Source organism: Caulobacter zeae (genome assembly GCF_002858925.1).
Classification (GTDB): domain Bacteria; phylum Pseudomonadota; class Alphaproteobacteria; order Caulobacterales; family Caulobacteraceae; genus Caulobacter; species Caulobacter zeae.
The window spans coordinates 42987-65039 of sequence record NZ_PJRS01000041.1 but is presented as its reverse complement, the minus strand read 5'-3'; the positions used below and the strand labels follow the sequence as shown (position 1 = coordinate 65039).

24 protein-coding genes are annotated in these 22053 nt (G+C 69.8%); 13 read left to right on the top strand and 11 right to left on the bottom strand.

Translation table 11 applies throughout. The annotated features are described in order from the left end of the window. Positions 1 to 81: 81 nt before the first annotated feature. Positions 82 to 903 (bottom strand): ABC transporter permease, encoded by an 822-nt coding sequence (locus SGCZBJ_RS19775; protein ID WP_101719657.1) that lies wholly within the window; start codon positions 901 to 903, stop codon positions 82 to 84. A gap of 242 nt (positions 904 to 1145) precedes the next feature. Between SGCZBJ_RS19775 and gcrA the strand changes: the two genes are divergently transcribed. The 5 genes from gcrA (at position 1146) to SGCZBJ_RS19750 (ending at position 5010) form a co-directional block, all read left to right on the top strand. Further along, entirely contained in the window at positions 1146 to 1676 is a 531-nt protein-coding gene (gcrA, locus tag SGCZBJ_RS19770) for a cell cycle sigma 70 cofactor GcrA (protein ID WP_101719656.1), read from the top strand. 91 nt (positions 1677 to 1767) lie between these two features. Then, positions 1768 to 3312 carry an exodeoxyribonuclease VII large subunit gene (xseA, locus tag SGCZBJ_RS19765; RefSeq protein WP_101719655.1) on the top strand — a complete coding sequence of 515 codons (1545 nt, stop codon included), beginning with the start codon at positions 1768 to 1770 and terminating at the stop codon, positions 3310 to 3312. Positions 3313 to 3339: 27 nt separating this feature from the next. Further along, positions 3340 to 3558, top strand: a complete 219-nt coding sequence (locus SGCZBJ_RS19760; protein ID WP_101719654.1) for a DUF2093 domain-containing protein — start codon at positions 3340 to 3342, stop codon at positions 3556 to 3558. Between the two features lie 83 nt (positions 3559 to 3641). Next, complete coding sequence (locus SGCZBJ_RS19755; RefSeq protein WP_240621593.1) at positions 3642 to 4397, top strand: M23 family metallopeptidase; 756 nt, start codon at positions 3642 to 3644, stop codon at positions 4395 to 4397. Positions 4398 to 4503: 106 nt separating this feature from the next. After that, complete coding sequence (locus SGCZBJ_RS19750; protein ID WP_101719653.1) at positions 4504 to 5010, top strand: response regulator; 507 nt, start codon at positions 4504 to 4506, stop codon at positions 5008 to 5010. A 110-nt stretch (positions 5011 to 5120) separates the two neighbouring features. Here SGCZBJ_RS19750 and SGCZBJ_RS19745 read toward each other — a convergent pair whose 3' ends face one another. Further along, positions 5121 to 6056, bottom strand: coding sequence for a lysophospholipid acyltransferase family protein (locus SGCZBJ_RS19745; RefSeq protein ID WP_101719652.1), 936 nt, complete (start codon positions 6054 to 6056; stop codon positions 5121 to 5123). A 164-nt stretch (positions 6057 to 6220) separates the two neighbouring features. Here SGCZBJ_RS19745 and SGCZBJ_RS19740 point away from each other — a divergent pair, with 164 nt between their 5' ends. Next, positions 6221 to 6613, top strand: coding sequence for a helix-turn-helix domain-containing protein (locus SGCZBJ_RS19740; RefSeq protein WP_101719651.1), 393 nt, complete (start codon positions 6221 to 6223; stop codon positions 6611 to 6613). A gap of 53 nt (positions 6614 to 6666) precedes the next feature. Then, a complete protein-coding gene (hisN, locus tag SGCZBJ_RS19735; protein WP_101719650.1) occupies positions 6667 to 7506 on the top strand; it encodes a histidinol-phosphatase in 840 nt (279 codons plus the stop codon). Between the two features lie 141 nt (positions 7507 to 7647). Here hisN and SGCZBJ_RS19730 read toward each other — a convergent pair whose 3' ends face one another. The 5 genes from SGCZBJ_RS19730 to SGCZBJ_RS19710 all read right to left on the bottom strand — a co-directional run bounded on the left by SGCZBJ_RS19730 (position 7648) and on the right by SGCZBJ_RS19710 (position 11520). After that, a complete protein-coding gene (locus SGCZBJ_RS19730) occupies positions 7648 to 8592 on the bottom strand; it encodes an alpha/beta fold hydrolase (RefSeq protein ID WP_101719649.1) in 945 nt (314 codons plus the stop codon). A 3-nt stretch (positions 8593 to 8595) separates the two neighbouring features. Beyond that, positions 8596 to 8904, bottom strand: a complete 309-nt coding sequence (locus SGCZBJ_RS19725; protein WP_101715565.1) for an SCP2 sterol-binding domain-containing protein — start codon at positions 8902 to 8904, stop codon at positions 8596 to 8598. A 109-nt stretch (positions 8905 to 9013) separates the two neighbouring features. Beyond that, complete coding sequence (locus SGCZBJ_RS19720) at positions 9014 to 9682, bottom strand: hypothetical protein (RefSeq protein WP_101719648.1); 669 nt, start codon at positions 9680 to 9682, stop codon at positions 9014 to 9016. Beyond that, positions 9679 to 10581, bottom strand: coding sequence for a class I SAM-dependent methyltransferase (locus SGCZBJ_RS19715; RefSeq protein ID WP_101719647.1), 903 nt, complete (start codon positions 10579 to 10581; stop codon positions 9679 to 9681). Before SGCZBJ_RS19715 ends, SGCZBJ_RS19720 begins: the two co-directional genes overlap by 4 nt. A gap of 96 nt (positions 10582 to 10677) precedes the next feature. Then, positions 10678 to 11520: a class I SAM-dependent methyltransferase gene (locus tag SGCZBJ_RS19710; protein WP_101719646.1), complete on the bottom strand. Its 843-nt coding sequence runs from the start codon at positions 11518 to 11520 to the stop codon at positions 10678 to 10680. A gap of 286 nt (positions 11521 to 11806) precedes the next feature. On the opposite strand from SGCZBJ_RS19710, the gene SGCZBJ_RS19705 reads away from it, so the two are divergent. From SGCZBJ_RS19705 to SGCZBJ_RS19685, 5 genes are all read left to right on the top strand, one after another. Beyond that, positions 11807 to 12265, top strand: a complete 459-nt coding sequence (locus SGCZBJ_RS19705; protein WP_101719645.1) for an Hsp20 family protein — start codon at positions 11807 to 11809, stop codon at positions 12263 to 12265. A gap of 177 nt (positions 12266 to 12442) precedes the next feature. Further along, positions 12443 to 13156, top strand: coding sequence for a response regulator transcription factor (locus SGCZBJ_RS19700; RefSeq protein ID WP_101719644.1), 714 nt, complete (start codon positions 12443 to 12445; stop codon positions 13154 to 13156). Then, positions 13153 to 14745 (top strand): sensor histidine kinase, encoded by a 1593-nt coding sequence (locus SGCZBJ_RS19695; RefSeq protein WP_240621580.1) that lies wholly within the window; start codon positions 13153 to 13155, stop codon positions 14743 to 14745. The genes SGCZBJ_RS19700 and SGCZBJ_RS19695 overlap by 4 nt, the downstream gene beginning before the upstream one ends. Positions 14746 to 14837: 92 nt before the next feature. Continuing rightward, complete coding sequence (locus SGCZBJ_RS19690) at positions 14838 to 15038, top strand: hypothetical protein (RefSeq protein ID WP_101719643.1); 201 nt, start codon at positions 14838 to 14840, stop codon at positions 15036 to 15038. 67 nt (positions 15039 to 15105) lie between these two features. Then, the gene (locus SGCZBJ_RS19685) at positions 15106 to 16626 is read left to right on the top strand and encodes a dipeptidyl-peptidase 3 family protein (RefSeq protein ID WP_101719642.1); all 1521 of its coding nucleotides are present in this window, start codon (positions 15106 to 15108) and stop codon (positions 16624 to 16626) included. Positions 16627 to 16748: 122 nt separating this feature from the next. Here SGCZBJ_RS19685 and SGCZBJ_RS19680 read toward each other — a convergent pair whose 3' ends face one another. Beyond that, complete coding sequence (locus SGCZBJ_RS19680) at positions 16749 to 17957, bottom strand: M24 family metallopeptidase (protein ID WP_101719641.1); 1209 nt, start codon at positions 17955 to 17957, stop codon at positions 16749 to 16751. A gap of 248 nt (positions 17958 to 18205) precedes the next feature. Between SGCZBJ_RS19680 and SGCZBJ_RS19675 the strand changes: the two genes are divergently transcribed. Further along, entirely contained in the window at positions 18206 to 18847 is a 642-nt protein-coding gene (locus tag SGCZBJ_RS19675) for a GntR family transcriptional regulator (RefSeq protein WP_101719640.1), read from the top strand. 150 nt (positions 18848 to 18997) lie between these two features. Here the strand turns inward: SGCZBJ_RS19675 and SGCZBJ_RS19670 are convergent, their stop codons facing one another. The 3 genes from SGCZBJ_RS19670 to SGCZBJ_RS19660 are packed head-to-tail and all read right to left on the bottom strand — an operon-like array spanning position 18998 to position 22049. Then, positions 18998 to 19783: an ABC transporter ATP-binding protein gene (locus tag SGCZBJ_RS19670; RefSeq protein ID WP_101719639.1), complete on the bottom strand. Its 786-nt coding sequence runs from the start codon at positions 19781 to 19783 to the stop codon at positions 18998 to 19000. Positions 19784 to 19797: 14 nt separating this feature from the next. Beyond that, entirely contained in the window at positions 19798 to 20730 is a 933-nt protein-coding gene (gene ntrB / locus SGCZBJ_RS19665) for a nitrate ABC transporter permease (protein ID WP_101719638.1), read from the bottom strand. A gap of 14 nt (positions 20731 to 20744) precedes the next feature. After that, a complete protein-coding gene (locus tag SGCZBJ_RS19660) occupies positions 20745 to 22049 on the bottom strand; it encodes a CmpA/NrtA family ABC transporter substrate-binding protein (RefSeq protein WP_101719770.1) in 1305 nt (434 codons plus the stop codon). Between the last annotated feature and the right edge of the window lie 4 nt (positions 22050 to 22053).

The window sequence follows — 22053 nt, the reverse complement described above, 5'->3', positions numbered from 1 at the left end:
CAGCCCAGTCGAGCCGCTGAACCCGGTCCTCCTGGGTCCCGGATAAGCGCTGCGCGCTTTCCGGGATGACGGTTGTTTTCGCTAGCTCTTCAGCCGGTACCCGCTGCGGAACAGCGCCCAGCACCACAGGAACAGGCCCGTGGCCAGCACGGCGGTGACCACGACGCCGATGGCGATGCTGCCGTCGGCGTGGCCGATGAAGCCGTAGCGGAAGCCGTCGATCAGGTAGAAGAACGGGTTGAAGTGGCTGGCCGTGCGGAACGGCTCGGGCAGCTTGTCGACCAGGTAGAAGGTGCCCGACAGGAAGGTCATCGGCATGATGGCGAAGTTGGTCACCGCCGCCAGCTGGTCGAACTTCTCCGACCACAGGCCCGCCAGCACGCCGGCCAGGCCCAGGATGATCGCAGCCCCGACCGCGAAGTAGATGATCGCCCACAGGTGCGAGACCTGAAGGCCTGCGCCCGGCAGCACGCCGATGACGGCGGCCGTCACCGCGCCGACCACGACGCCGCGCGTGGCGGCCCCAAGGCCGAAGGCGGCCACCTGCTCCAGCGGGGTCAGGGGCGGCGTCAGGAAGTCGGACGTCAGGCCCATCATCTTGGCCTGGATCAGCGACGAGGACGAATTGGCGAAGGCGTTGTTGAGCACGGCCATCATGATCAGGCCCGGCGCCACGAAATGGCCGAAGGTCACGCCCTCGACCGCGGGACGGTCAGACCCGACCGCGACCACGAACACCAGCATGTAGAGCAGCGTGGTCACCACCGGGGCGGCCACGGTCTGCATGCCCACCTTCCAGAAGCGGCGGATCTCGCGCTGATAGAGGGTGAGGAACCCGCTCCAGTTCCAGCCGTGATAGTCGCGCGGCTGCGGCGGAACGACGCTGTCTGCCATGTCTCTCATTGGCCCGATCCTGGAAACTCCTTCGCCATGTGCGCCCGGCGAGGGTCGGACGCAAGCGTCCCGCTCCGAGAATCAATATATAGTTTCTGTGGACAGACTACCTGGCGCCTATTGTGCGTCTTAACGCATTCTTTACACTATCTGGTAGGTCAGCCGCCGGCGGGGCGGTCTGTACACCAGATGTAGGGCGATGGCGAGGTGGGGTTTCTCGTCATGGCCCGGATTTTAGGCGGAGATGGGCCATGAGCTGGACTGACGAACGGGTCACCACCCTGAAAAAGCTTTGGCTGGACGGCCTCTCGGCCAGCCAGATCGCCAAACAACTGGGCGGGGTCACCCGCAACGCCGTGATCGGCAAGGTCCATCGCCTGGGCCTGTCGGGTCGCGCCGCGCCGTCGCAACCGGCCCGTCCGGCCTTCAAGGCTCCGCGCCCGGCTCGTCCGGCCGCCGCCTCGACGATCCCGGCCGCGCCGCGCCGCGTGGTCGCCGCCGAGCCGGTCGCTCCGGCCCCGGTTCCGGTCCAGGCCCAGCCCTCGATGCCGATCCTGCGCAACGAAGCCCCCGGCTCGGCCACCGTGCTGACCCTGGGCGCCCACATGTGCAAGTGGCCGATCGGCGACCCGTCGTCGGACAGCTTCACCTTCTGCGGCCGCCGCTCGTCGGAAGGCCCCTACTGCGTCGAGCACGCCCGGGTGGCCTACCAGCCGCAGCAATCGACCAAGAAAAAGGGCGGCGCCACCGAGCTCGCCCGCTCGCTGCGCCGCTACATCTAGCGCCAGCCACCGATAAGAAGAGAGGCGTCGACAAGGCGCTCTCGCCATGCAGCCCTCCCCGTTCCGCGGGGAGGGCTTTATGTTGTCTCCGATGACCGACCTCGCCCCCGATTCCAACGCGCCCGCCTATTCCGTCTCGGAACTGGCCTTCGCGCTGAAGCGCACCCTCGAAGACCGCTACGGCTTCGTGCGGCTGCGCGGCGAGCTCTCCAAGGTCACCCACCACTCCAACGGCCATGTCTACCTGACCATCAAGGACGACAAGGCCGCCATCGACGGGGTGGTCTGGAAGGGCAATGTGCGGGGCCTGGGCGTGCGGCCCGAGCACGGGCTCGAGGTCATCGTCACCGGCAAGATCACCACCTACCCGGCCGGCTCTCGCTACCAGATCGTCATCGACAGCATGGAGGCCGCCGGCGTCGGCGCCCTGCTCGCCCAGTTGGAGCGACTGAAGGCTAAGCTGGCCGGCGAGGGCCTGTTCGCGCCCGAACGCAAGCGGCCCCTGCCCTCGATGCCGGCCGTGGTCGGCGTGATCACCAGCCCCACCGGCGCGGTGATCCGCGACATCCTGCACCGCATTCGCGACCGCTGGCCCTGCCGGGTCATCGTCTGGCCGGTGGTCGTGCAGGGCGACGCCGCCGCCGGCCAGGTGGCCGGCGCCATCCGCGGCTTCAACGCGCTCGCGCCCGGCGGTCCGGTTCCCCGTCCCGACATCCTGATTGTCGCCCGCGGCGGCGGCTCGGTCGAGGACCTCTGGGCCTTCAACGACGAGGCCCTGGCCCGCACGGTGGCCGAAGGGACGATCCCGCTGATTTCGGCCGTCGGCCACGAGACCGACACCACCCTGATCGACTTCGTCTCCGACCGCCGCGCGCCCACCCCGACGGCGGCCGCCGAAATGGCGACGCCCGTGCTGGCCGAACTGCGGGGCCTTGTCTCCGACTACGACCGCCGCCTGTCGCGCTGCGCCGGCCGGGTGGTCGAGGAACGCCGCACGCGGCTTCAGGCGGCCGCCCGTGGGCTGCCCAGGCCCAACGACCTCTTGGCGCTGGCCCAGCAGCGGTTCGACATCGCCGCCGGCCGCCTGGACGCGGCGCTCGAGCGCAACACCTCGGTCCACGCCCAGGACCTCCTGAAGATCACCGCCCGCCTGTCGCCCGAGGCCCTGGCCCGCCAGCGCCAGGCCAAGGGCGAGCGCCTGTCCGACCTCTCCCGCCGCCTAGACCTGGCCGCCCGCCGCGCGCCCGAGCGCGCCGCCCAGCACGCCCGCCTGCCGGCCCTGTGGGATCGCCTCAACGCCGTGGCCCGCCGACGCCTCGACCGCGAGGCCGACCGCCTGGCGGGCCTGGACAAGCTGCGCCAGTCGCTGAACCCCGAGCGTCCGCTGGAGCTGGGCTTTGCCTTGGTGCGGAAGATGGACGGGACCCTGGCCCGCTCGGCCGCCGACCTGACCGCCGGCGAGCGCGTGAACCTGAAGTTCAAGCTCGGCGAGCGCGACGCGGTGATCGACGGCGAAGGCGCCACGCCGCCGCCTCCCCCGCCCGCGCCGGTCGCGACGGCGGCGCCCAGGCCCGCGCCGCGCCCGAAACCCGCGCCGCCGCCTTCGCCCCCGTCCTCTCAGGGCGACCTGTTCTAGACGCACCGATTGGCGTAGAAGAGTCCCATGAACGCTTACGATCGCGACCTCGGAAAATCCGGCCTGGCCGTCCTGCACTATGGCGACGGCGACTTCGCCGTGCTCCAGCCCGGCCAGTACGTGGTCTGCGCCGTCACCGGCGCGAAGATCCCGCTGGAGGCCCTGCGCTACTGGAACCCCGAGCTGCAGGAAGCCTACGCCACGCCGAAGGAAGCGCTGAAGCGCTGGCAGGAGACCAAGGCCTGAACCGCAGGTCGCTTCTCGCAGCCTTCGTCGGCGGCGTCGCTCCCCTCGCCTTCCCCGCCGCCGCCGCGGCGCCGGGACTGGTGCTGAACGGCCGCCTCGAACAGGGCGGCTATGCCCTGGGCCGCACCGCGCCACGCGCCGAGGTGCTGGTCGATGGAGCCCCCGCCACCCAGGCCTCGGCCGACGGCTGGTTCGTCGTCGGCTTCGACCGCGACGCCCCGCCCAGCGCCGAGATCACCGTCCAGACGCCGGACGGCTCGGCCAGCCACCGCGTGGCGATCGCGCCGGGGACCTTCGACATCCAGCGCATCGACGGCCTGCCGCCGTCGCAGGTCTCTCCGGAAGACCCGGCCCTCCTGGCCCGCATCGCCGCAGAGGGCGCGCGCAAGGCCGCGGGCTTTTCCAGCCGTGTCGACGGCGACTTCTTCCGCACGGGCTTCATCTGGCCGGTGAAGGCCACGCGGCGCTCGTCGCGGTTCGGCGGCCAGCGGATCCTCAACGGCGAGCCCAAGCGGCCGCACTACGGCGTGGACCTGGCTGCGCCGGTGGGAACGCCGGTGGTCGCCCCGGCGGCCGGCGTCGTCGCCTTCGCCGAGACCGGCCTGCACTTCGAGGGCGGCCTGGTCCTGATCGATCACGGCCAGGGCCTGATCAGCGCCTACCTGCACCTCTCACGCGTCGACGTGGCCGCCGGCCAGCGGCTGGCCCAGGGCCAGGGCATCGGCGCGGTCGGCAAGGAAGGCCGCGCCACCGGCCCGCACCTGTGCTGGCGCCTCAAGTGGCGCGACCGCAATCTCGATCCCAGCCTGTGGGTCGTTGACGCAGGAATGCGACAGTGACGCGATCAAACTTGACCATTTCGGGACACCCCCTATCGACAGGCCCGCTCGGTTATGGTTATCCCCAGCCCCGCTTTTGAAACTCGCGTATGAGGCGTAATCCCGCATGTCCGCGGTGCTCGACAAGCTCCGTTTCCTCCTGGTGGACGATAACCACCACATGCGGGCGATCGTCAGCACGATCCTGAAAGGGGTCGGCGTGCGCCATGTGCATGAGGCGATCGACGGCGCCGAGGGCCTGCAGATCCTGAAGGATCGCCAGATCGACATCGCCATCGTCGACTTCAAGATGTCGCCGCTGGACGGGGTGCAGTTCACCCAGCTGGTGCGCAATTCGCCCGACAGCCCCGACCCGTTCCTGCCGATCATCATGCTGACGGGCTTCGCCGAGCGGCACCGGGTGTTCGAGGCCCGTGACGCCGGCGTCACCGAGATCGTCGTCAAGCCGGTCACGGCCCGCTCGCTGCTCGACCGCATCGACATGGTGATCTTCAAGCCGCGGCCATTCATCCGCAGCGGCGACTATTTCGGCCCCTGCCGCCGCCGCCGCCAGGACCCGCACTACGGCGGCCCGTTCCGTCGAGGCACCGACAAGGGCGCGATCGAGCTTTAGGGGCGCGAAACCTCGTCCTTCGACAGGCTCGGAATGAGGTTTCGACCGCGACGCCCGCCCTCTTCCTCACCCTGAGCCCGTCGAAGGGCGAGGAGGACGCAGAGCGCGCCTCAGTTCGTGCTGATCTCGCCCGCCAGCAGCGCCGCATAGACCTCGTTGGGCCAGCGGCGGTGGACCCAGAACCACTCTTCCGGGCGCTCGCGGATGCGGTCTTCCATGAAGGCATTGACCATGCGCACGCCGGCCTCGATGTCGGCGCTGCGATCGCCGGTGCTGGGCGGGATGATCGGATCGTGGACCACGGCGCGGAAGTGCGCGCCCTTGGTGCGCTGCACCGACATCGGCTGCAGCACCGTGCCGAAACGGATGGCCAGGCGCGTGGGCCCCGGCGCGGTGCGCGAGTCGTGGCCGAAGAATGGAGCGGCGACTCCGCCGTTGAACTTCTGGTCGTTCATCAGAGCCACCGACTCGCCGCGCTTCATGGCGTCCAGCAGTTCGCGCGCGCCATCGCCGCCCTTGGGGGCGAACAGGCGTACGCCGTAGCGGAAGCGGCTCTTCTTGATACGCTCGTCGATGTAGGGGTTGTTGGCCGCGCGATAGGTCATCTGGCAGGTGACGCCGGAATCGACGATCGCCGCCGGCATCACTTCCCAGTTCGACAGGTGGCCCGAAACGAACACCACAGGCTCGCTGTCGCGGGCGATCTGGGCCAGGCGCTCGGCGCCCACCACCTCGACCCGGCCCGTGGAGGGCAACAGCTTGTCCATCAGCGGGAACTCGCCGAACGTGCGCCCAAGGCCGTCCCACTGCCGGCGCAGCATGTCGGCGCGCCAGGCGGCGTCCTTTTGCGGGAACGCCAGCCGCAGGTTGCGGTCGGCCACCTTGTGGGCGCCGCTCAGCGGTCCGAACGTGCGCCCAAACCACCCGCCCAGGGCCGAGGCCGCATCCACGCCCAGGAGCCGGAACAGACCCATGAACAGGTCATAGCCGAACGCCTCGAGGCGCCAGAGGAAGTCTTGGGTGGGGGAAACACGGTCGTTGGACATCGGCCCTTACTAGCTCGACTTGGCCGGCGGCGGAACTGTGGCGCCGGCGCTTCCCGATCCCGTCGGGCGAGCGAGCTTCGCTTGGCGCGCGACTTGCGGCTGTCAGGGCAGACCGTTCCGTTTCGGGACGGGGGAAAAGCCATCGGGGGTCAAGGGTCCACATCATGGGCAACGACATCGACACTCACCTGGGCAAGCGTCTTCGCCGCCGTCGCCGGCTGCTCGGCCTGACCCAGCAGCAACTGGCCGGCGCCGTCGGCGTGCGCTTCCAGCAGATCCAGAAGTACGAATGCGGCGCCAACCGCATCTCGGCCGCCCGCCTGTGGCAGCTGTCCGAGGCGCTGGAAGTGCCGGTCGGCTACTTCTATGACGGCCTGTCGGCGGTCGCTCGCGACACCGCACCGACGGCCAGCAACGACTCCGAAGGCGGCGAGATGTTCGCCCGCAAGGAGACGATCGACCTGATCCGGGCCTACTACCTGCTGGGCGAGCGTCCGCGCCGCCGGCTGCTGGACCTGGCCAAGTCGCTGAACGGCGTCGAGCAACTCGAAGCCTGAGCCGGCTTCAGTGGAGTAGCGTCCTGGGCCAAGGCGGGCTAAAGCCTGCGCCCATGACGCTCTCCGCCGATCGCCTCGCCGCCCTCGACGCCTTCATCGTCGAGCTCAACAGCGCCTCCGCAGGAGCGATCCTGCCGCTGTTCCGGTCCGACCACGGGCTCGAAGACAAGGCGGCCGGCAAGAACCTGCCGCGCGACACCCACGCGGCGTTCGATCCCGTCACCGAGGCCGACCGCGGCGCCGAAGCGGCCATCCGCAAGCTGATCGCCGAGCGCTTTCCCGAGCACGGCGTGATCGGCGAGGAATACGGCGAGGACCGCCCGGACGCCGAGTTCGTCTGGGTGCTGGATCCCGTCGACGGCACGCGCGCCTTCATCTCGGGCCTGCCGCTGTGGACCACTCTGATCGGCCTGCGCCATCAGGGCCGTCCCGTTCTAGGTTCGATCGGCCAGCCCTATATCGGCGAACTCTATGTCGGCTCGCCCGCCCTGGGCTCGCGCCTGCTGTCGCGCGGCGGCGAAAAGGCCCTGCGCGTGCGTCCCTGCGCCGTGCTGACCGACGCCATCATCGCCACCACCGATCCTGAAGCCTGCTTCGACGGCGCCGAACTGGGGGCCTGGCGCCAGGTGCGCGCGGCCGCCAAGCTGGCCCGCCTGGGCTGCGACGCCTACGCCTACGCCATGGTCGCGGCCGGCACGATGGACATGGTCATCGAAGCCGGTCTCAAGAGCTGGGACGTCGAGGCCGCCATCCCCCTGATCGAAGGCGCCGGCGGCGTCGTCACCGACTGGCGCGGCGCGCCGGTCGGCCAGCACGGCGGCCAGATGGCCATCGCCGGCGACCAGCGCGTCCTGGACGAGGCGCTCGTGGCGCTGAAGCGGTCTGCGAAATAAGAGCCAAAGATCCTCCCCCTCTGGGGGAGGTGTCGGCGAAGCCGACGGAGGGGGGGGGTGGCTGATGAGCCCGCTGCCGCCTCGAAAGCTGAAGACGTCCCCCTCCGGCCCTCCGGGCCACCTCCCCCAGAGGGGGAGGATCTAGAGGCCTGCCACCGTCTCATCAAAAGCCGCCCAGAACCGCGCGCGGCGGTCGTCGGTCTCGATCAGGATCTCGTGGAAGGCGTCCTCGATCTCGACATAGCGGCCCTTGGGGATGCGGGCGGCGATGGCCTTCTGGGCCGAGGTCAGGACACGGGTGTCGACCCCGGCGCCGACGATGGTCACCGGGATGGTGATGGCTTCCACGCCCTTGGAGCGGACCAGCCACTCGCAGGCGGAAAAGGCGAAATCGGTCCAGCCCCAGGTGATGCCGCCCAGCGCGATGTCCGGGCAGGCCCGGATCTGGGCCTGATGGCGGGCGTAGCGGGCCGCGTCGTGAGTCAGGGCGTCCTGCGGGAAGACGTGCTTGAAGGGATCGCCGACATCGCCCAGCACGTAACCGCCGCGCAACGGCGTGCGCGCCGCCAGCCAGGCCAGGGCGCGGGCCATGGCGGCCGGCTTGCCGCCGGTGTTCAGCCCCAGCATCGGGGCCGACAGCACGCAGGCGGAGAACCGCGTCTCGCCATGGGCCAGGACGAGGCTGGTCAGGCAGCCGCCCATCGAGTGCCCCAGGGCGATCCAGGGCTTGGGCAGACGAGTCTCGAAGGCCGCCAGCAGGGCCTGGTAGTCGCCGACGAAATCATGGAAGCCGGCCGCATGGCCCTTCAGGCGATCGGGCAAGGCCCGGTGCGAGAGCCCCTGCCCTCGCCAGTCGTGCACCAGGACGACGAAGCCCCGCGCCAGCAGGTCGTCGACGACCTCGTAGTATTTCTCGATCGGCTCGCTTCGGCCGGGGCTGACCACCACCGAACCACGAGCTTCGCCCACGGGCGAAAATAAAGCGGCGCGGAGGGTCGCCCCATCCGCGCCGGAAAACCATTCGGCCTGGCCGTGGTCGGGAACCGGCGCCTCGGGAATCGAGACCAGCGGCGCAGGTTCCCCCATGGCTTAGCGGAGCTTCGAGAACAGCGCCGCCATCTTGGACTGCAGCGCCATCGCCGCGCCCATGTCCGACAGCTTCAGCTTGCCGGTCATGACGGCCATGGTCGGGTCGAGCGAGCCGGCGCCGATGGCCAGGAAGTCTTCCTTCGACAGGGTCATGGTCAGGTCGGCCGGGCCGTCATCGTTCGAGACCGAGCCGCCGTCGATGAGGATGACGCCTTCGCCCTTCAGGTCGAACTTCAGGCTCTTGCCCAGGCCGCTGTCGTCGCCCACGGCGGTTTTGATCTTGTCGGTGATTTCCTGCAACGTGGCCATAAACGCTGTCTCCCTCTTTTCTGCGCTTGAGCGTTCTGCGCGTGAAAACTTGGTGGGCACCCTGGCCGGAGCCGGGCCGCAAGTAAACACCGTTCAGACGCTCTCCACGCTATTTTTTGCTCTGGATGAAACCCACCCGCGCAGGGGTTCCGGACAACCGCACGCGGGTCGCGCCCTTGAAGTCGGCCAGGCGCAGGATCGGCGTCTTGCCCGACAACGGCAGGGATTGCGACTTGCCGTCGGCGCCGATCACGACGCCGCTCGCAGCCCCCGCAAAGCCGAAACCCGTCATCTTCGGAGCCAGCATGGCCATGGGGCCCGCCGCCTTGCCGATGACGCCGTTGGTCGAGTCGAGCACGGTCTTCAGCTCGGCGACCTCGTACTCGGCCGCCGGTTTCAGCACCGGCTCGATGACCAGCGTCGAGCCGAACTTGGCGTCGGCGGGCGCTTCGAACTCGATCTTGGCCCCGCCCTGAAGCTGGGCCAGCGTCGGCAGGCGCTCGAAGCGGCCGTCGGCGCCGATCGGCAGCGGCGTACGCGCGCCGCTCGTCTCGATCAGCGTCGCCTTCAGGCCGGCCGCCGGCTTGCCGTCACGGCTGAGGGCGTAGGCGACCCGGGTGCGCGCCCGCTCCTGCGCGGGCACCTTCAGGAAGTTCTCCAGATAGGCGAACACCTTGTCGGCCGGAGCGATCTTGGAGCCCTGGGCCAGGGCCGCCGAACCGGCGACCAGGGCCAGGGCCGCGGCGACCAGCGCGCACCGCGCGATGCGGGCGCTCACTTCGGCTTCACGAACTTGAGGGTCATGCGGTCGCTCTCCCCTATGGCGTCGTACTTGGCGTGATCGAAATCGGGCTCGGCCGGCTCGCCGCGCGGCGCCGACAGGCGGGTCGGCGGCAGCGTCCAGACGCCGAACGGGTGGTCCTTGGTGTCCTTGGGGTTGGCGTTGATCTCGCTGGACCCGGCCAGGACAAAGCCGGCCTCCTTGGCCAGTTGCTCGACATAGGCCTGCTGCACATAGCCGTCGGCGGCCAGCACGTCCTGCACGCGACCGGGCTCGCCCCGGTGCTCCTCGACGCCGAGAATGCCGCCCGGCTTCAGCGCCGCCAGGGCGTCCTTGAAGGCCTTCTCGGCGATGCCGCCGGCCATCCAGTTGTGCAGGTTGCGCAGGAACAGCACGCGGTCGGCGGTTCCGGCCGGCGCCACGGGGCCGCTGCCGCGGCCGAAGGTGGTGATGTCGACCTTGCCGTAGAGCTTCGGCTTGGCCTCCAGCTTGCGACGGTAAGCGGCGACGATCTCGGCGGCGGCCGGATCGGCCGGGTCGGCCTCGAGCACCGCTTCGTAGAGCTTGCCCCCGGTCGAGGCCAGGAACGGCGCCAGGATGTCGGAGTACCAGCCCGCGCCGGGCCAGAACTCGACCACGGTCTGGCCGGGCTGGATTTCCCAGAACTCCAGGCTCTGCACCGGATGACGCCAGGCGTCGCGGGCCTTGTCGGCGCTGCTGCGCCAATCACCGGCCACGGCGCCGGCCAGGGTGGACGCCCCGCCCTTGGCGGCGGCGGGCTTGGGCGCCTCGGCCTTGGCGGCCGGTTCGTCCTTCTTGCGGCCGCAGCCGACGAGGCCCGCCGCACCGGCGGCGACGAGCAGGCCGCGACGCGACCAGGAAGAGACTGGGTCCATCGATCCCCCGTTACGCATGGATCCCAGCCTAGACCGCGACCTTGACCAAAAGACGCCCGCGGAACGCGGGCTCCGGGTCCAAACGGCGACGCCCGATCACGCCGGCTTCTTGAAGCGCAGGGTCATGCGGTCGCTCTCGCCGATGGCGTCGTACTTGGCGCGGTCGAAGTTGGGATCGGCCGGCTGGCCCGACGGCGCCGACTGGCGGGTGGGCGGCAGGGTCCAGACGCCGAAGGGGTGGTCCTTGGTGTCCTTGGGGTTGGCGTTGATCTCGGACTTGGCGTCGAGCTTGAAGCCGGCCTTCTCGGCGATGGCCACAACGGTCGAGGTGGCCATGTAGCCGCCCGCGCCGGGGCTCTTCTCGTCGGCCGGCTCGGCGCGGTGCTCCTCGATGGCCAGCACGCCGCCCGGCTTCAGCACGGCGAAGAAGTCGGCGAAGATCTTGTCGACCTCGCCCGGACGGCCGGTCCAGTTGTGGACGTTGCGGGCGGTCAGCACCACGTCGGCCGAGCCCGGCGCGCCCAGCGGCGCGGCGACGGGTCCGAAGTCGACGAACTTGACCTTGCCGTACTTGGCCTCGTCGGCGAAGCGGGCCTCGAAAGCCGCGCGGCCCTTGCGGGCGCCTTCCGACAGCTTGGGATTGGCCAGGTCGGCGACGCCGGCGACATAGGTCCCCTTCGTAGCCTTGGCGTAGGGCGCGAGGATCTCGGTCCAGTAGCCGCCGCCGGGCGAGACCTCGATGACGGTCTGGCCGGGCTTGAGGCCCCAGAACGCCAGGCTCTCGTAGGGATGGCGGGCGCCGTCGCGGGCGACGCTGGCCGGCGTGCGGTCCGGCGAGGCCACGGCCGCCTTCAGGGCGGCGTCGGCGGCAAGGGCGCCGGTGGCGGGAACAAGGGCCGCGGCGGCGGCCAGGATCAGCAGGTGGCGGCGGGCGGGCATGGTGTGTCTCCGTCGTCGTCGAGGTGACGGACCTTAACCTTGGGTGGCGGTCGATCAAGCGATTCCGGCCCGCCCGGCCTCTCGCCCGTCCAGCTTGCATCAGCCACGATGGGCGATGGCTGCATTCAAAAACGCCGCACCCCTTGAAGTCGAAAAACGACCTCCCAACTATTCAACCGAAGGCGCTGGACAGCCGGGCCTTCCGGATCACAGACGAGGCCGATTTCGGGTCGTCGAAGGTTCGAACACTGACTGCAACCTTGCTTGAAGAGAAGGTTCTACACTTATGCGTACTATCGACCTGTCGCCCCTGTACCGCTCGCTCGTCGGCTTCGACCGCCTGGCCGCGCAACTCGACGCCGCCGCCAAGACCGAAGCCGCCTCCGGCTATCCGCCCTACAACATCGAGCGCACCGACGAGAATTCCTACCGCATCGAGATCGCCGTCGCCGGCTTCAAGCCGGAAGAGCTGTCGATCGAAGCCAAGGAAGGCCTGCTGACCGTCTCGGGCCGCAAGGCGGCCAACGACGAGACCAAGCGCTACCTGCATCGCGGCCTCGCCGAGCGCAATTTCGACCGCCGCTTCCAGCTGGCCGACTACGTGGTGGTGACCGACGCGGCCCTGGCCGACGGCCTGCTGGCCATCTCGCTCAAGCGCGAACTGCCGGAAGCCCTCAAGCCTCGCAGCATCCCGATCAGCACCGGCGCCGACACCGCCGTGATCGAAGGCGAAAAGGCCGCCTAACCGCGACCGACCGTTTTCTCTCTCTCTGAATTCCCCTCCGACTTTCGGGCGGCGCGATCTCGCGCCGCCCTTTTTTATGTCTGCACGGGATCTGCACGGCGCGGTCCGCAGGCTCTGCACGCACAACGGCTATTGCCCGCCGTTGACCCGAGGCGTCGCAAGCGGAACATCTGCGCCATGACTCAGCCGATCCTGATCGTCGACGACGAGCCGCACATCCGCGAGCTGCTGGCCTTCGCCCTGGGCAAGGCCGGCTACGCCACGGTCGAGGCCGCCGACGGCGAGGCGGCGCTGGAGGCGATCGCGGCCCACAAGCCGGCGCTGGTGGTGCTGGACATCAACATGCCGCGCCTGAACGGCCTGGACGTCTGCCGCAAGATCCGCGCCGAGGGCCAACTTCCGGTGCTGCTGCTGTCGTCGCGCGACGACGAGATCGACCGGGTGCTGGGGATCGAGTTGGGCGCCGACGACTACGTGGTCAAGCCGTTCAGCCCGCGCGAGGTCACGGCCAGGGTCAGCGCGATCCTGCGCCGCGCCAGCGCCGCCGCGCCGGTCGAGGAGCCCAAGCTGGTCAGCCACGGCCGCCTCAGCCTGGAGGCCGACGCCTGGCGGGCGGCCTGGGCAGGCGACGAGGCGACGCTGACCGTCACCGAGTTCGGCATCCTCTGGACCCTGGCCAGCGCGCCCCGCCGGGTATTCAGCCGCGACGCCATCATCGACCGCCTGCGCGGCCCCGGCTTCGCGCTGACCGACCGCACCATCGACAGCCACGTGCGCAACCTGCGGGCCAAGTTCGCCAAGCTGGGCGGCGTCGACCTGATCGAGACCCGTCCCGGCGTCGGATATCGCCTCGGCCCGTGCCAGGGCTCAAGCCAGAGCGCCGGGGCGTGATCGCCGCGCTGGGCGCCTGGAAGGACGCAGTCAAGCGGCGCTGGCCGGCGCTGCGGCTGCGCAGCATCCTGCTGGCGGTGCTGCTGTTCGCCGCCTGCATGCCGGCGATCGGCGGGGTGTTCCTGCGCAGCTACGAGAACACCCTGGTGCGCCAGACCGAGGCCGAACTGGCCGCTCAGGGCGCGGCCCTGGCCGCCACGGCGACCGCGCTTTGGCCTGGCGCGCCACCGCCCACCACCGCACCGCGCCCCGATCCCGAGGACCCTTCCTATTATCGCCCGGAGCGGCCGAGCATCGACCTGTCGGCCGCCCGGATCCTGCCCGAGCGCCCGTCGCCTGCGTCGAGCGCGACGCCCCCGCAGGCGGACGCCGCCCTCGCCGCCGCCCGCCTGGACCACATCTTCGCTGACACCACCCGCAGCACCCTGGCCGCCATCGTCCTGACCGATGCGCAGGGGCGCGTGGTGCGGGGCCTGGGCGCGGGCGGCGACCTGTCTGCCCTGCCCGAGGTGCGCGAGGCCCTGGCGGGCCGGCCCGAGACCGTGCTGCGCCGCAACGGCCAGTACCGCCAGCGCTCGATCTGGGAGCTGTTCAGCCGGGCCTCGGCCGTGCGCCTGCACCACGCCCGCCCCGTCGAGGTCGGCGGCAGGACGGTGGGGGTTCTGCTGCTGTCGCGCTCGCCGCGCGGCCTGTTCAAGGGGCTGCACGAGGATCGCGGCAAGCTGCTGCTGGGCGCCGGCGTCATTCTGGTGGTGCTGTTCGGCCTGGCGGGCCTGGTCTCGCGCGGGGTGACCCGGCCGATCGAGCAGCTCAGCGCCGCCACCCGGGCCATGGCCACGGGCCGGGGCGAGCCGCTCGAGACGCCGCGCACGGCCGCCATCGAGATCCAGGCCCTTTACGACGACTTCCGGGCCATGTCCGAGGCGATCGACAAGCGCTCGCGCTATCTGCGCGACTTCGCCGCCGCGCTGAGCCACGAGTTCAAGACGCCGCTGGCCGGGGTGCGCGGCGCCATCGAGCTGTTGCAGGATCACTATCCGACCATGAGCCAGGCCGAGCGCGAGCGCTTTCTCGCGAACATCGCCGCCGACAGCGCCCGGCTGTCAGCCCTGGTCGGGCGGCTCTTGGAACTGGCCCGCGCCGACATGGCCACGCCCGAGGCCGGGGTCGCCGCAGTCCCCGCCGCCGCCGCCAAGACCGTCGCGGCGGCGCTCTCGACCCCTGCTTTCGCAGTCGCCAGCGACCTGCCCGCCGACCTGCCGCCCGTCGCCGCCCCGCTGGCGATGATCGAGACGGTGCTGACCGTGCTGGTCGAGAACAGCCGCCAGGCCGGCGCCGCCAAGGTGGTGATCAGCGGGCACGACCGCGGCGCGGCCGTGGTGCTGGTGGTCGCCGACGACGGACCGGGGGTCCCGCAGGCCGACGCCGCCCGGCTGTTTGAGCCTTTCTTCACCACGCGCCGGGCCGAAGGCGGAACGGGACTTGGCCTGTCGATCGCCCGTTCCCTGGCCCGCGCCCATGGCGGCGACGCAGCCTATGTCGCCGACCCCGGCGGGGCGCGCTTCACCCTGTCGCTACCGACCGCCTGATCATCTGCACGAAATCTCCACACAGGGTCCATCAGGGCGCCGCACGTCGTCCGTAGGGTGTCGATCACGCCTTACCGGCCAGGAGATCTTCCATGCTGACCGCCGCCCCGCCCGCCTCCGACTGCCAGGTCGAACTCGACATCGCCGCCGGCCGCTATACCTGGAGCGTCACCCGCCCCGACGGCATGAACCTGTCGGGCCAGGCCGAGGATCCGACCTTCGCCCGCAACCAGAGCCACCTGGCCGCGGTGATGCTGGACGCCTTCGCCTCCCTGAAGCGGCGGCGCTTCTAGCTGCGCCTCGTCTTCGCCCCAAGGCGGGTGTAAGCGAAGGCCTCGCTTCATCCGCAAGGCCTTCTACATGCGCGTGCTTCTTCCCCTCGCCCTGGCGCTCGGCGTCTCGGCCGCCGCACTTTCCGCTCCCATGGCCGCCAACGCCCAGGCCGCGCCGCCGGAGAACTACGCGACCATCCGCATGAAGACCGACACCGCCTTCCTCAGCCCCGAGGAGCGCAAGGTGGTGAATCTGCTGATCCAGGCCGCCGACCAGATGACGGCCATCTACGCCAAGCAGATGGTCGCACAGGGCGGTCCCGACGGCCCCGGCCACGGCTTCTACCCGGCCGGCCTGACCAAGGCGCAGCTGGAAACCTATCTAGCCGCCCATCCCGACCAGAAGGTCGCGCTGATGGACACCTACACGGTGGTCCGTCGCGAGGGCGACAAGCTGGTCGCCGTGCCGTTCTCGGTCGCCTACAAGCCCGAGCTGACCAAGGCCGCCGCCCTGCTGGACGAGGCCGCCAAGATCACCACCAACGCCAGCCTCAAGAAATTCCTGACCCTTCGCGCCCAGTCCTTCCGCACCAACGACTACTTCCAGTCGGAGATGGCCTGGATGGACCTGGAGGGCACGCCCATCGAGGTGGCGATCGGCCCCTACGAGACCTACACCGACGAACTGATGGGCCAGAAGGCCGCCTTCGAAGCCTTCGTCACCCTGAAGAACCCGACCGAGAGCAGCGCGCTCGACAAATACAAGGCCTACCTGCGCGACATGGAGGCCAACCTGCCGGTGGCCGACAACTACAAGAACTTCAAGCGCGGCGGGGCCTCACCGATCGCCGTGGCCGAGCAGATCCGCGGCGGCGGCGACAACCTGCACGGCCCGCAGACCGTGGCCTTCAACCTGCCCAACGACGAGCGCGTGCGCGAGGCCAAGGGCGCCAAGAAGGTGATCCTGTCCAACGTTCTGGCCGCCAAGTACGAAGGCATCCTGCAACCGATCGCCAACCGCGTACTGGTCGCCGACCAGGCCGCCCTGGTCAGCCAGAAGTACATGACGCTGGAGACCCTGTTCCACGAGCTGTCGCACAGCCTGGGCCCGGGCTCGATCGTCGTCGACGGCCGCGCCACCACCGTCTCGGCCGAGCTCAAGGACATTGGCGGCACCGCTGAGGAGGCCAAGGCCGACGTCATGGGCGCCTGGAACATCCTGTTCATGATGGACAAGGGCGAGATCCCGGCCGCCGAGCGCCCGCAACTGTTCGCCACCTACCTTGCCGGCATCTTCCGCGCCGCCCGCTGGGGCGACGAGGAGGCCCACGGCCGGGGCGCGGCCTTGCAGTACGGCTACCTCAAGGCCAAGGGCGCCTTCGTCTATGACCCGGCCCTCAAGCGCTTCCGCGTCGACGACGCCAAGATGACGGCCGGCATGCGCGACCTGGTGGCCGACATCGTCAAGCTGCAAGGCGACGGCGACTATGCCGGCATGGTCGCTTTCTTCGACCGCTACGCGCATCTGGACGACGAGGCGCGCGGAGTCATCGCCACGCTGAAGGACATCCCGGTGGATATCGCGCCGGTCTATCCGGAGAAGGTGTAACCGCCTGCGGCGGCCCCCTCCGGCCCTTCGGGCCACCTCCCCCAGAGGGGGAGGATCTGGCGCTTCAGATGCTCCCCCTCTGGGGGAGCTGTCGCGGAGCGACTGAGGGGGTTCTTCGCGCCCTACCTCTTCAACCCGAACGGGTCGTCGATCGACGGCGACGGCGGGGTGAACCAGGCCGCGCCGTCCTCGGTCACATACATGTGGTCCTCCAGGCGCACGCCGAAGCGGCCGGGGATGACGATCATCGGCTCGTTGGAAAAGCACATGCCCGGCGCCAGCGGCGTGGCGTCGCCGCGCACGAGGTAGGGGCCCTCGTGGATCGACAGGCCGATGCCGTGGCCGGTGCGGTGCGGCAGGCCCGGCAGGGCGTAGTCGGGGCCCAGGCCATGGCGCTCGAGCACCTGGCGGGCGGCCGCGTCGATGGTCTCGCACGGCAGCCCCGGACGGACGGCGTCGAAGGCCGCGCCTTGCGCCTCGTGCTCGATCTCCCAGATCCGGCGATGCTCGGCCGACGGCGTTCCGAACACATAGGTGCGGGTGATGTCGGCCTGGTAGCCCTCGACCTGGCAGCCAGTGTCGATCAGCACGAGATCGCCCTCGGCCAGTTCCTGGTCGCCCGGCAGGCCGTGCGGATAGGCCGTGGCCTCGCCGAACTGCACGGCGCAGAAGGTCGATCCGCCGCCGCTGGCCGCGCGATGGGCTTCGTCGATGAAGCGCTTGACCTCGCTGGCGCGGACGCCTGGCGACAGCACCGCGCCGGCCCGGCGGTGGACATCCAGGGTGATGGCCTTGGCGTAGCGCAGCAAGGCCAGTTCGGCCTGCGACTTCACGCCCCGGCAGCCGTCGACCACAGCTCCGGCGTCCTTCACCGACAGCGACGGCGCGGCGTCGCGCAGGGCCGAGAACAACGAGAACGGCGCGGCGGGGTCGAGCGCCAGGGCGTCGACGCCCAGTTCCGCCAGCGACCGGCCGACCAGGGCGGCGGGGCTCTCGTGCTCCTGCCACAGGCGGATCTCGACCTCGATCTTCAGGTCGGCCTGCAGAGACCCCAGCTCGAAGCCCGGACAGATCATCACCGGCGCGCCGGTCACCGGCAGCAGCAGGGCGACGAGGCGCTCGGTCGCGCCCCACGGCACGCCGGTGAAATAGCGCAGCGAGGCGCCGGCCCCGATCAGCAGGGCGTCTGCGCCCAGGGCCCGGGTCAGCCCCCTCGCCTTCTCCAGGCGCGCTTCGTACTCGGCCGCGCCGATCGCCGGCGGACGGCCCGCCCGCAGCGAAAGGCCGGCCAGCTCGGCGGCCATGGTCGATCCGCCCACGCCCAGGGTCATGCGGTGTTCCTCGTCTTGTCCCGGTCGGCCGGTCGATGTCGAAGCGCGCAGGATCGCCGGATTCGCGGGCCGTCGGACGGGCGATGTCGCCGCCGAATGCGTCAGCTTCCGGATCGATCGCGCGGATACATCCTAGCCGGCTTTCCCCGCGCCTCGATATGTCTGAGGTTTAATCCGAGGCCCGGCATATTCTGGTATACGGGCCATCTCGGCGCGGGGGCGCCGAACTGGGGCTCAGTTCACAGCGCATGAGTATCGTCGTCCGCACCCTGTCCGATCAGACCTACGAGATCGTAAGACGCAGGATCCTCACAGGCGACATGCCGCCCGGAACGGCGGTGAGGCAGGACACCATCGCCGCCGAGCTGGGGGTGTCGAAGATTCCGCTGCGCGAGGCCCTGGGCCGGCTGGAGCAGGACGGCCTGCTGAGCTCCTATCCCAACAAGGGCTACGTGGTGCGCCAGGCCTCGACGCAGGAGGCCAGCGAGGTCTTCGCCCTGCGCCTGAAGCTGGAACCGGGCGCGGCGGCCGACGCCGCCCTGAACGCGGTTCCCGACGACCACCTGCGGGCCGAAACGGCGCTGGCGGCGCTGGAGGCGGAACTGGGCAAGCCGCAGGGCGACCCCGTGACCTGCAACCGCGCCTTCCACATGGCCCTGGTCCGGCCCGGCGGCCACATCACCAGCCAGTTGGTCGAGCGGTTGCAGATCCTGTCGGAGCGCTATGTGCGCATCCACCTGGAGCCCTTCGGCCGCGACGAACGCGCCAGCCGCGAGCACCGCGCCATCCTCGACGCCTGGAAGGCCGGCGACGCGACCCGGGTGGAGACGCTGCTCGCCGAGCACATCGAGGGCACCCTGGCCGACCTGCGCCAGCAGTTGCCGGCCTAGGGCTGATCGACATTCGGGATCTGAGACGAAAACCTCGTCCTTCGACAGGCTCAGGAAGAGGTTTTTCTACGCGCTGGACCTGTAAATGGTCCTCATCCTGAGCTTGTCGAAGGACGAGGACCACGCCCGAACCTTGAATATCGATACGCTCTAAGCCGCCCGCCGCGCGTACAGGAACTCGATCACCGTCGCGCGGGCGTGGACGTAGGACGTGTCCTCGGCCACGGCCAGGCGATCACGCGGCCTGGCCAGGTCGATGGGGCGCACCTCGCCGATCGTGGCGCGCGGGCCGTTGGTCATCATCACGATGCGGTCTGACAGCAGCACGGCCTCGTCGACGTCGTGGGTGACCATCAGCACGGTGTTGTTGAGGCTGGCCTGGATCTCCATGACGCTGTCCTGCAGGTGGGCGCGGGTCAGGGCGTCCAGCGCCCCGAACGGCTCGTCCAGCAGCAGCACCTTGGGCTGCATGGCCAGGGCCCGGGCGATGCCGACCCGCTGCTTCATGCCGCCGGAGATCTCGGACGGCCGCTTGTCGACGGCGTGGGACATCTTGACGAGGTCGAGGTTGTGCAGCGTCCAGTCGCGGCGCTCGGCCGCCGACTTCTGGCCGGCGAACACCTTGTCGACCGCCAGCTGCACGTTCTCGCGCACCGACAGCCACGGCAGCAGCGAGTGGTTCTGGAACACCACAGCACGCTCGGGCCCCGGCGCGGAAACGGCCTCGCGGTCCAGGATCACCGCGCCGGTCGTAGCCGGCACGAGGCCCGCCACCACGTTCAGCAGGGTGGACTTGCCACAGCCCGAATGGCCGATGATCGAAACGAACTCGCCCTTGGCCACCTGAAGCTCGACGCCGCGCAGCACTTCGGAAGCGCCGGCGCCGTGCCCGAAGGTGACGCCGAGGTTCTCGATGGAAAGATAGGCCTTGCCCATGATGCTTGTCCTTCTCAAGCCGCAGCGTTGCCACGGGAGACGATGCGGCCCAGGAGGGCGACAATGCGGTCTAGGAAGAAGCCCGTCAGGCCCACCCACGCCAGGGCCACGACAATGTCGGAGATGCGCGAGGCGTTGTACTGGTCCCAGATGAAGAAGCCGACGCCGACGCCGCCCAGCAGCATTTCCGAGGCGACGATGGCCAACCAGCTCATGCCCACCCCGATGCGCAGCCCCGTGAAGATGTAGGGCGTGGTCGAGGGCAGCAGGATCTTGAAGAAGTATTCGATCGGCGACAGCCGCAGCACGCGGGCGACGTTGCGATAGTCCTCGGGGATGTTTCGCACGCCGACGGCGGTGTTGATGATAATCGGCCAGATCGAGGTGACGAAGATCACGAACAGGGCCGACGGATTGGCCTCGTGGAAGGCCGCCAGCGAGATCGGCAGCCAGGCCAGGGGCGGCACGGTGCGCAGAACCTGGAAGATCGGATCCAGGCCCCGGTGGGCCCAGCGGTTGGCGCCGATCAGCACGCCCAGGCCGATGCCGACCACCGCCGAGATCGAGAAGCCGAAGGCCACGCGCTTCAGGCTGGTCAGCACGTGCCAGAACAGGCCCTTGTCGACCCCGCCCCGGTCATAGACCGGATCGACGATCAGCTCCTTGGACTCCAGCCAGATCCGCGAGGGCGACGGCAAACCCTCGTAGGAGTCGCCGCAAAGCCCCTGCCACAGCGCCATCACCGCCAGCAGGGTCAGGACCGGCGGGACGACGGCGGCGGCGAGCGCCTTCGCCTTGCGACCGAGGCCGGCCGCTCCGGGGATCTTCGGAGCGGCCGGCGCGGCCGCCGTCGCCGACGCCGTTGCCGGCGAGGCGACCGCAACCTGGGCCTTCACCGGGGCCGCGACAGGCGCGGCCTCGGCGAAGTCGGGCTTGGGATAGGTCATCGGGAGATCCTTCCTCAGGCGAGTTTCTTGATGGGCTGGCTGGCGAGGTACGCGCCCGGATTGGCCGGATCGAACACCTTGCCATCGAAGAAACGTTCGGGGCCGCGGCTGTCGCCGGCGGGACCGCTCTGGCCGATGGACTTGGCGGCGGCGCGCCAGATGTCGGCGCGGTTGACCTTGTTGACGAGGGCCTGCTTGTTGACCCCCTGCCCGATCACGCCCCAGCGGATGTTCTCGGTGACGAACCACAGGTCGTGCGACTTGAAGGGGAAGCTGGCGTTATCGGCCCAGAACTTCATGACGTGGGGCGAGCCTGAGACCTTGCGGCCGTCGCCATAGTCTATGACGCCCTGCTGGCGGGGCAGGATGTCGCCCATCGGCACGTTGATGTACTGCCGCCCCGAGACGATCGAGCACATGGCCGCCTTGTTGGCCGGCTTGTCGCACCACATCTGGGCCTCGAGCACGGCGGCGGTCACGGCCTGGGCGGCGCGCGGATAGCGATCGACCCAGTCGGCCCGCATGCCCAGCGCCTTTTCCGGATGGTTCATCCAGAGCTCGCTGGTGGTCGTGGCGGTGTAGCCGATGCGCTGGTTGACGGTCTGGCCGTTCCACGGCTCGCCCACGCAGAAGGCGTCCTGGGTGCCGGCCTTGAGGTTGGCCACCATCTGCGGCGGCGGGATGACGATGGTCGAGACGTCGAGGTCGGGATTGATGCCCGCCGCGGCCAGCCAGTAGCGAACCCACAGGTCGTGGGTCCCGCCCCGGAAGGTCATGGCCACCTTGGCGATGTTGCCCGAGGCCTTCAGCTGGGCGAACTTGGCCTTGGCCCCGGCGGCGCTCAGGCCCACCTTCACCGCCTTCAGGTCATTGCCGACCGAGATCGCCTGGCCGTTGGTGTTGAGCCTGGCCAGCACGTACATCGGCAGCGGCTTGCCGCCGGTCTGGACGCCGAGGGTGAACTGCAAAGGCATGGGCGAAAGAATGTGCGCGCCGTCGATACCGCCGCCGCCCGCGCCCAGCACCAGGTTGTCGCGGGTGGCGGCCCACGAGGCCTGCTTGACCACCTCGACGTCGGGCAGGCCGTGCTTGGCGAAGAAGCCCCGCTCCTTGGCGATGATCAGGGGGGAGCTGTCCGTCAGGGCGATGAAGCCCAGGCGCGCCTTGGCGGTCTCGGGCCCCGCGCCGGCGGCGTGGGCCCCGGCCGGGAACGCGGCCTTGACGGCGGCCATGGTGGCGGCGGCCCCGATCAGGGCCGTGCGCCGAGAAACGCCCATGGAGACGCCCTGCTGGAGAGCGGTCTTGTCGGTCTTGGTCATGATC

Bases quoted from the DNA above. Each gene is read 5' to 3' on its own strand.
- SGCZBJ_RS19775 (WP_101719657.1), bottom strand. From the start codon at position 903: ATGAGAGACATGGCAGACAGCGTCGTTCCGCCGCAGCCGCGCGACTAT.
- gcrA (WP_101719656.1), top strand. From the start codon at position 1,146: ATGAGCTGGACTGACGAACGGGTCACCACCCTGAAAAAGCTTTGGCTG.
- xseA (WP_101719655.1), top strand. From the start codon at position 1,768: ATGACCGACCTCGCCCCCGATTCCAACGCGCCCGCCTATTCCGTCTCG.
- SGCZBJ_RS19760 (WP_101719654.1), top strand. From the start codon at position 3,340: ATGAACGCTTACGATCGCGACCTCGGAAAATCCGGCCTGGCCGTCCTG.
- SGCZBJ_RS19750 (WP_101719653.1), top strand. From the start codon at position 4,504: ATGTCCGCGGTGCTCGACAAGCTCCGTTTCCTCCTGGTGGACGATAAC.
- SGCZBJ_RS19745 (WP_101719652.1), bottom strand. From the start codon at position 6,056: ATGTCCAACGACCGTGTTTCCCCCACCCAAGACTTCCTCTGGCGCCTC.
- SGCZBJ_RS19740 (WP_101719651.1), top strand. From the start codon at position 6,221: ATGGGCAACGACATCGACACTCACCTGGGCAAGCGTCTTCGCCGCCGT.
- hisN (WP_101719650.1), top strand. From the start codon at position 6,667: ATGACGCTCTCCGCCGATCGCCTCGCCGCCCTCGACGCCTTCATCGTC.
- SGCZBJ_RS19730 (WP_101719649.1), bottom strand. From the start codon at position 8,592: ATGGGGGAACCTGCGCCGCTGGTCTCGATTCCCGAGGCGCCGGTTCCC.
- SGCZBJ_RS19725 (WP_101715565.1), bottom strand. From the start codon at position 8,904: ATGGCCACGTTGCAGGAAATCACCGACAAGATCAAAACCGCCGTGGGC.
- SGCZBJ_RS19715 (WP_101719647.1), bottom strand. From the start codon at position 10,581: ATGGACCCAGTCTCTTCCTGGTCGCGTCGCGGCCTGCTCGTCGCCGCC.
- SGCZBJ_RS19710 (WP_101719646.1), bottom strand. From the start codon at position 11,520: ATGCCCGCCCGCCGCCACCTGCTGATCCTGGCCGCCGCCGCGGCCCTT.
- SGCZBJ_RS19705 (WP_101719645.1), top strand. From the start codon at position 11,807: ATGCGTACTATCGACCTGTCGCCCCTGTACCGCTCGCTCGTCGGCTTC.
- SGCZBJ_RS19700 (WP_101719644.1), top strand. From the start codon at position 12,443: ATGACTCAGCCGATCCTGATCGTCGACGACGAGCCGCACATCCGCGAG.
- SGCZBJ_RS19690 (WP_101719643.1), top strand. From the start codon at position 14,838: ATGCTGACCGCCGCCCCGCCCGCCTCCGACTGCCAGGTCGAACTCGAC.
- SGCZBJ_RS19685 (WP_101719642.1), top strand. From the start codon at position 15,106: ATGCGCGTGCTTCTTCCCCTCGCCCTGGCGCTCGGCGTCTCGGCCGCC.
- SGCZBJ_RS19680 (WP_101719641.1), bottom strand. From the start codon at position 17,957: ATGACCCTGGGCGTGGGCGGATCGACCATGGCCGCCGAGCTGGCCGGC.
- SGCZBJ_RS19675 (WP_101719640.1), top strand. From the start codon at position 18,206: ATGAGTATCGTCGTCCGCACCCTGTCCGATCAGACCTACGAGATCGTA.
- SGCZBJ_RS19670 (WP_101719639.1), bottom strand. From the start codon at position 19,783: ATGGGCAAGGCCTATCTTTCCATCGAGAACCTCGGCGTCACCTTCGGG.
- ntrB (WP_101719638.1), bottom strand. From the start codon at position 20,730: ATGACCTATCCCAAGCCCGACTTCGCCGAGGCCGCGCCTGTCGCGGCC.
- SGCZBJ_RS19660 (WP_101719770.1), bottom strand. From the start codon at position 22,049: ATGACCAAGACCGACAAGACCGCTCTCCAGCAGGGCGTCTCCATGGGC.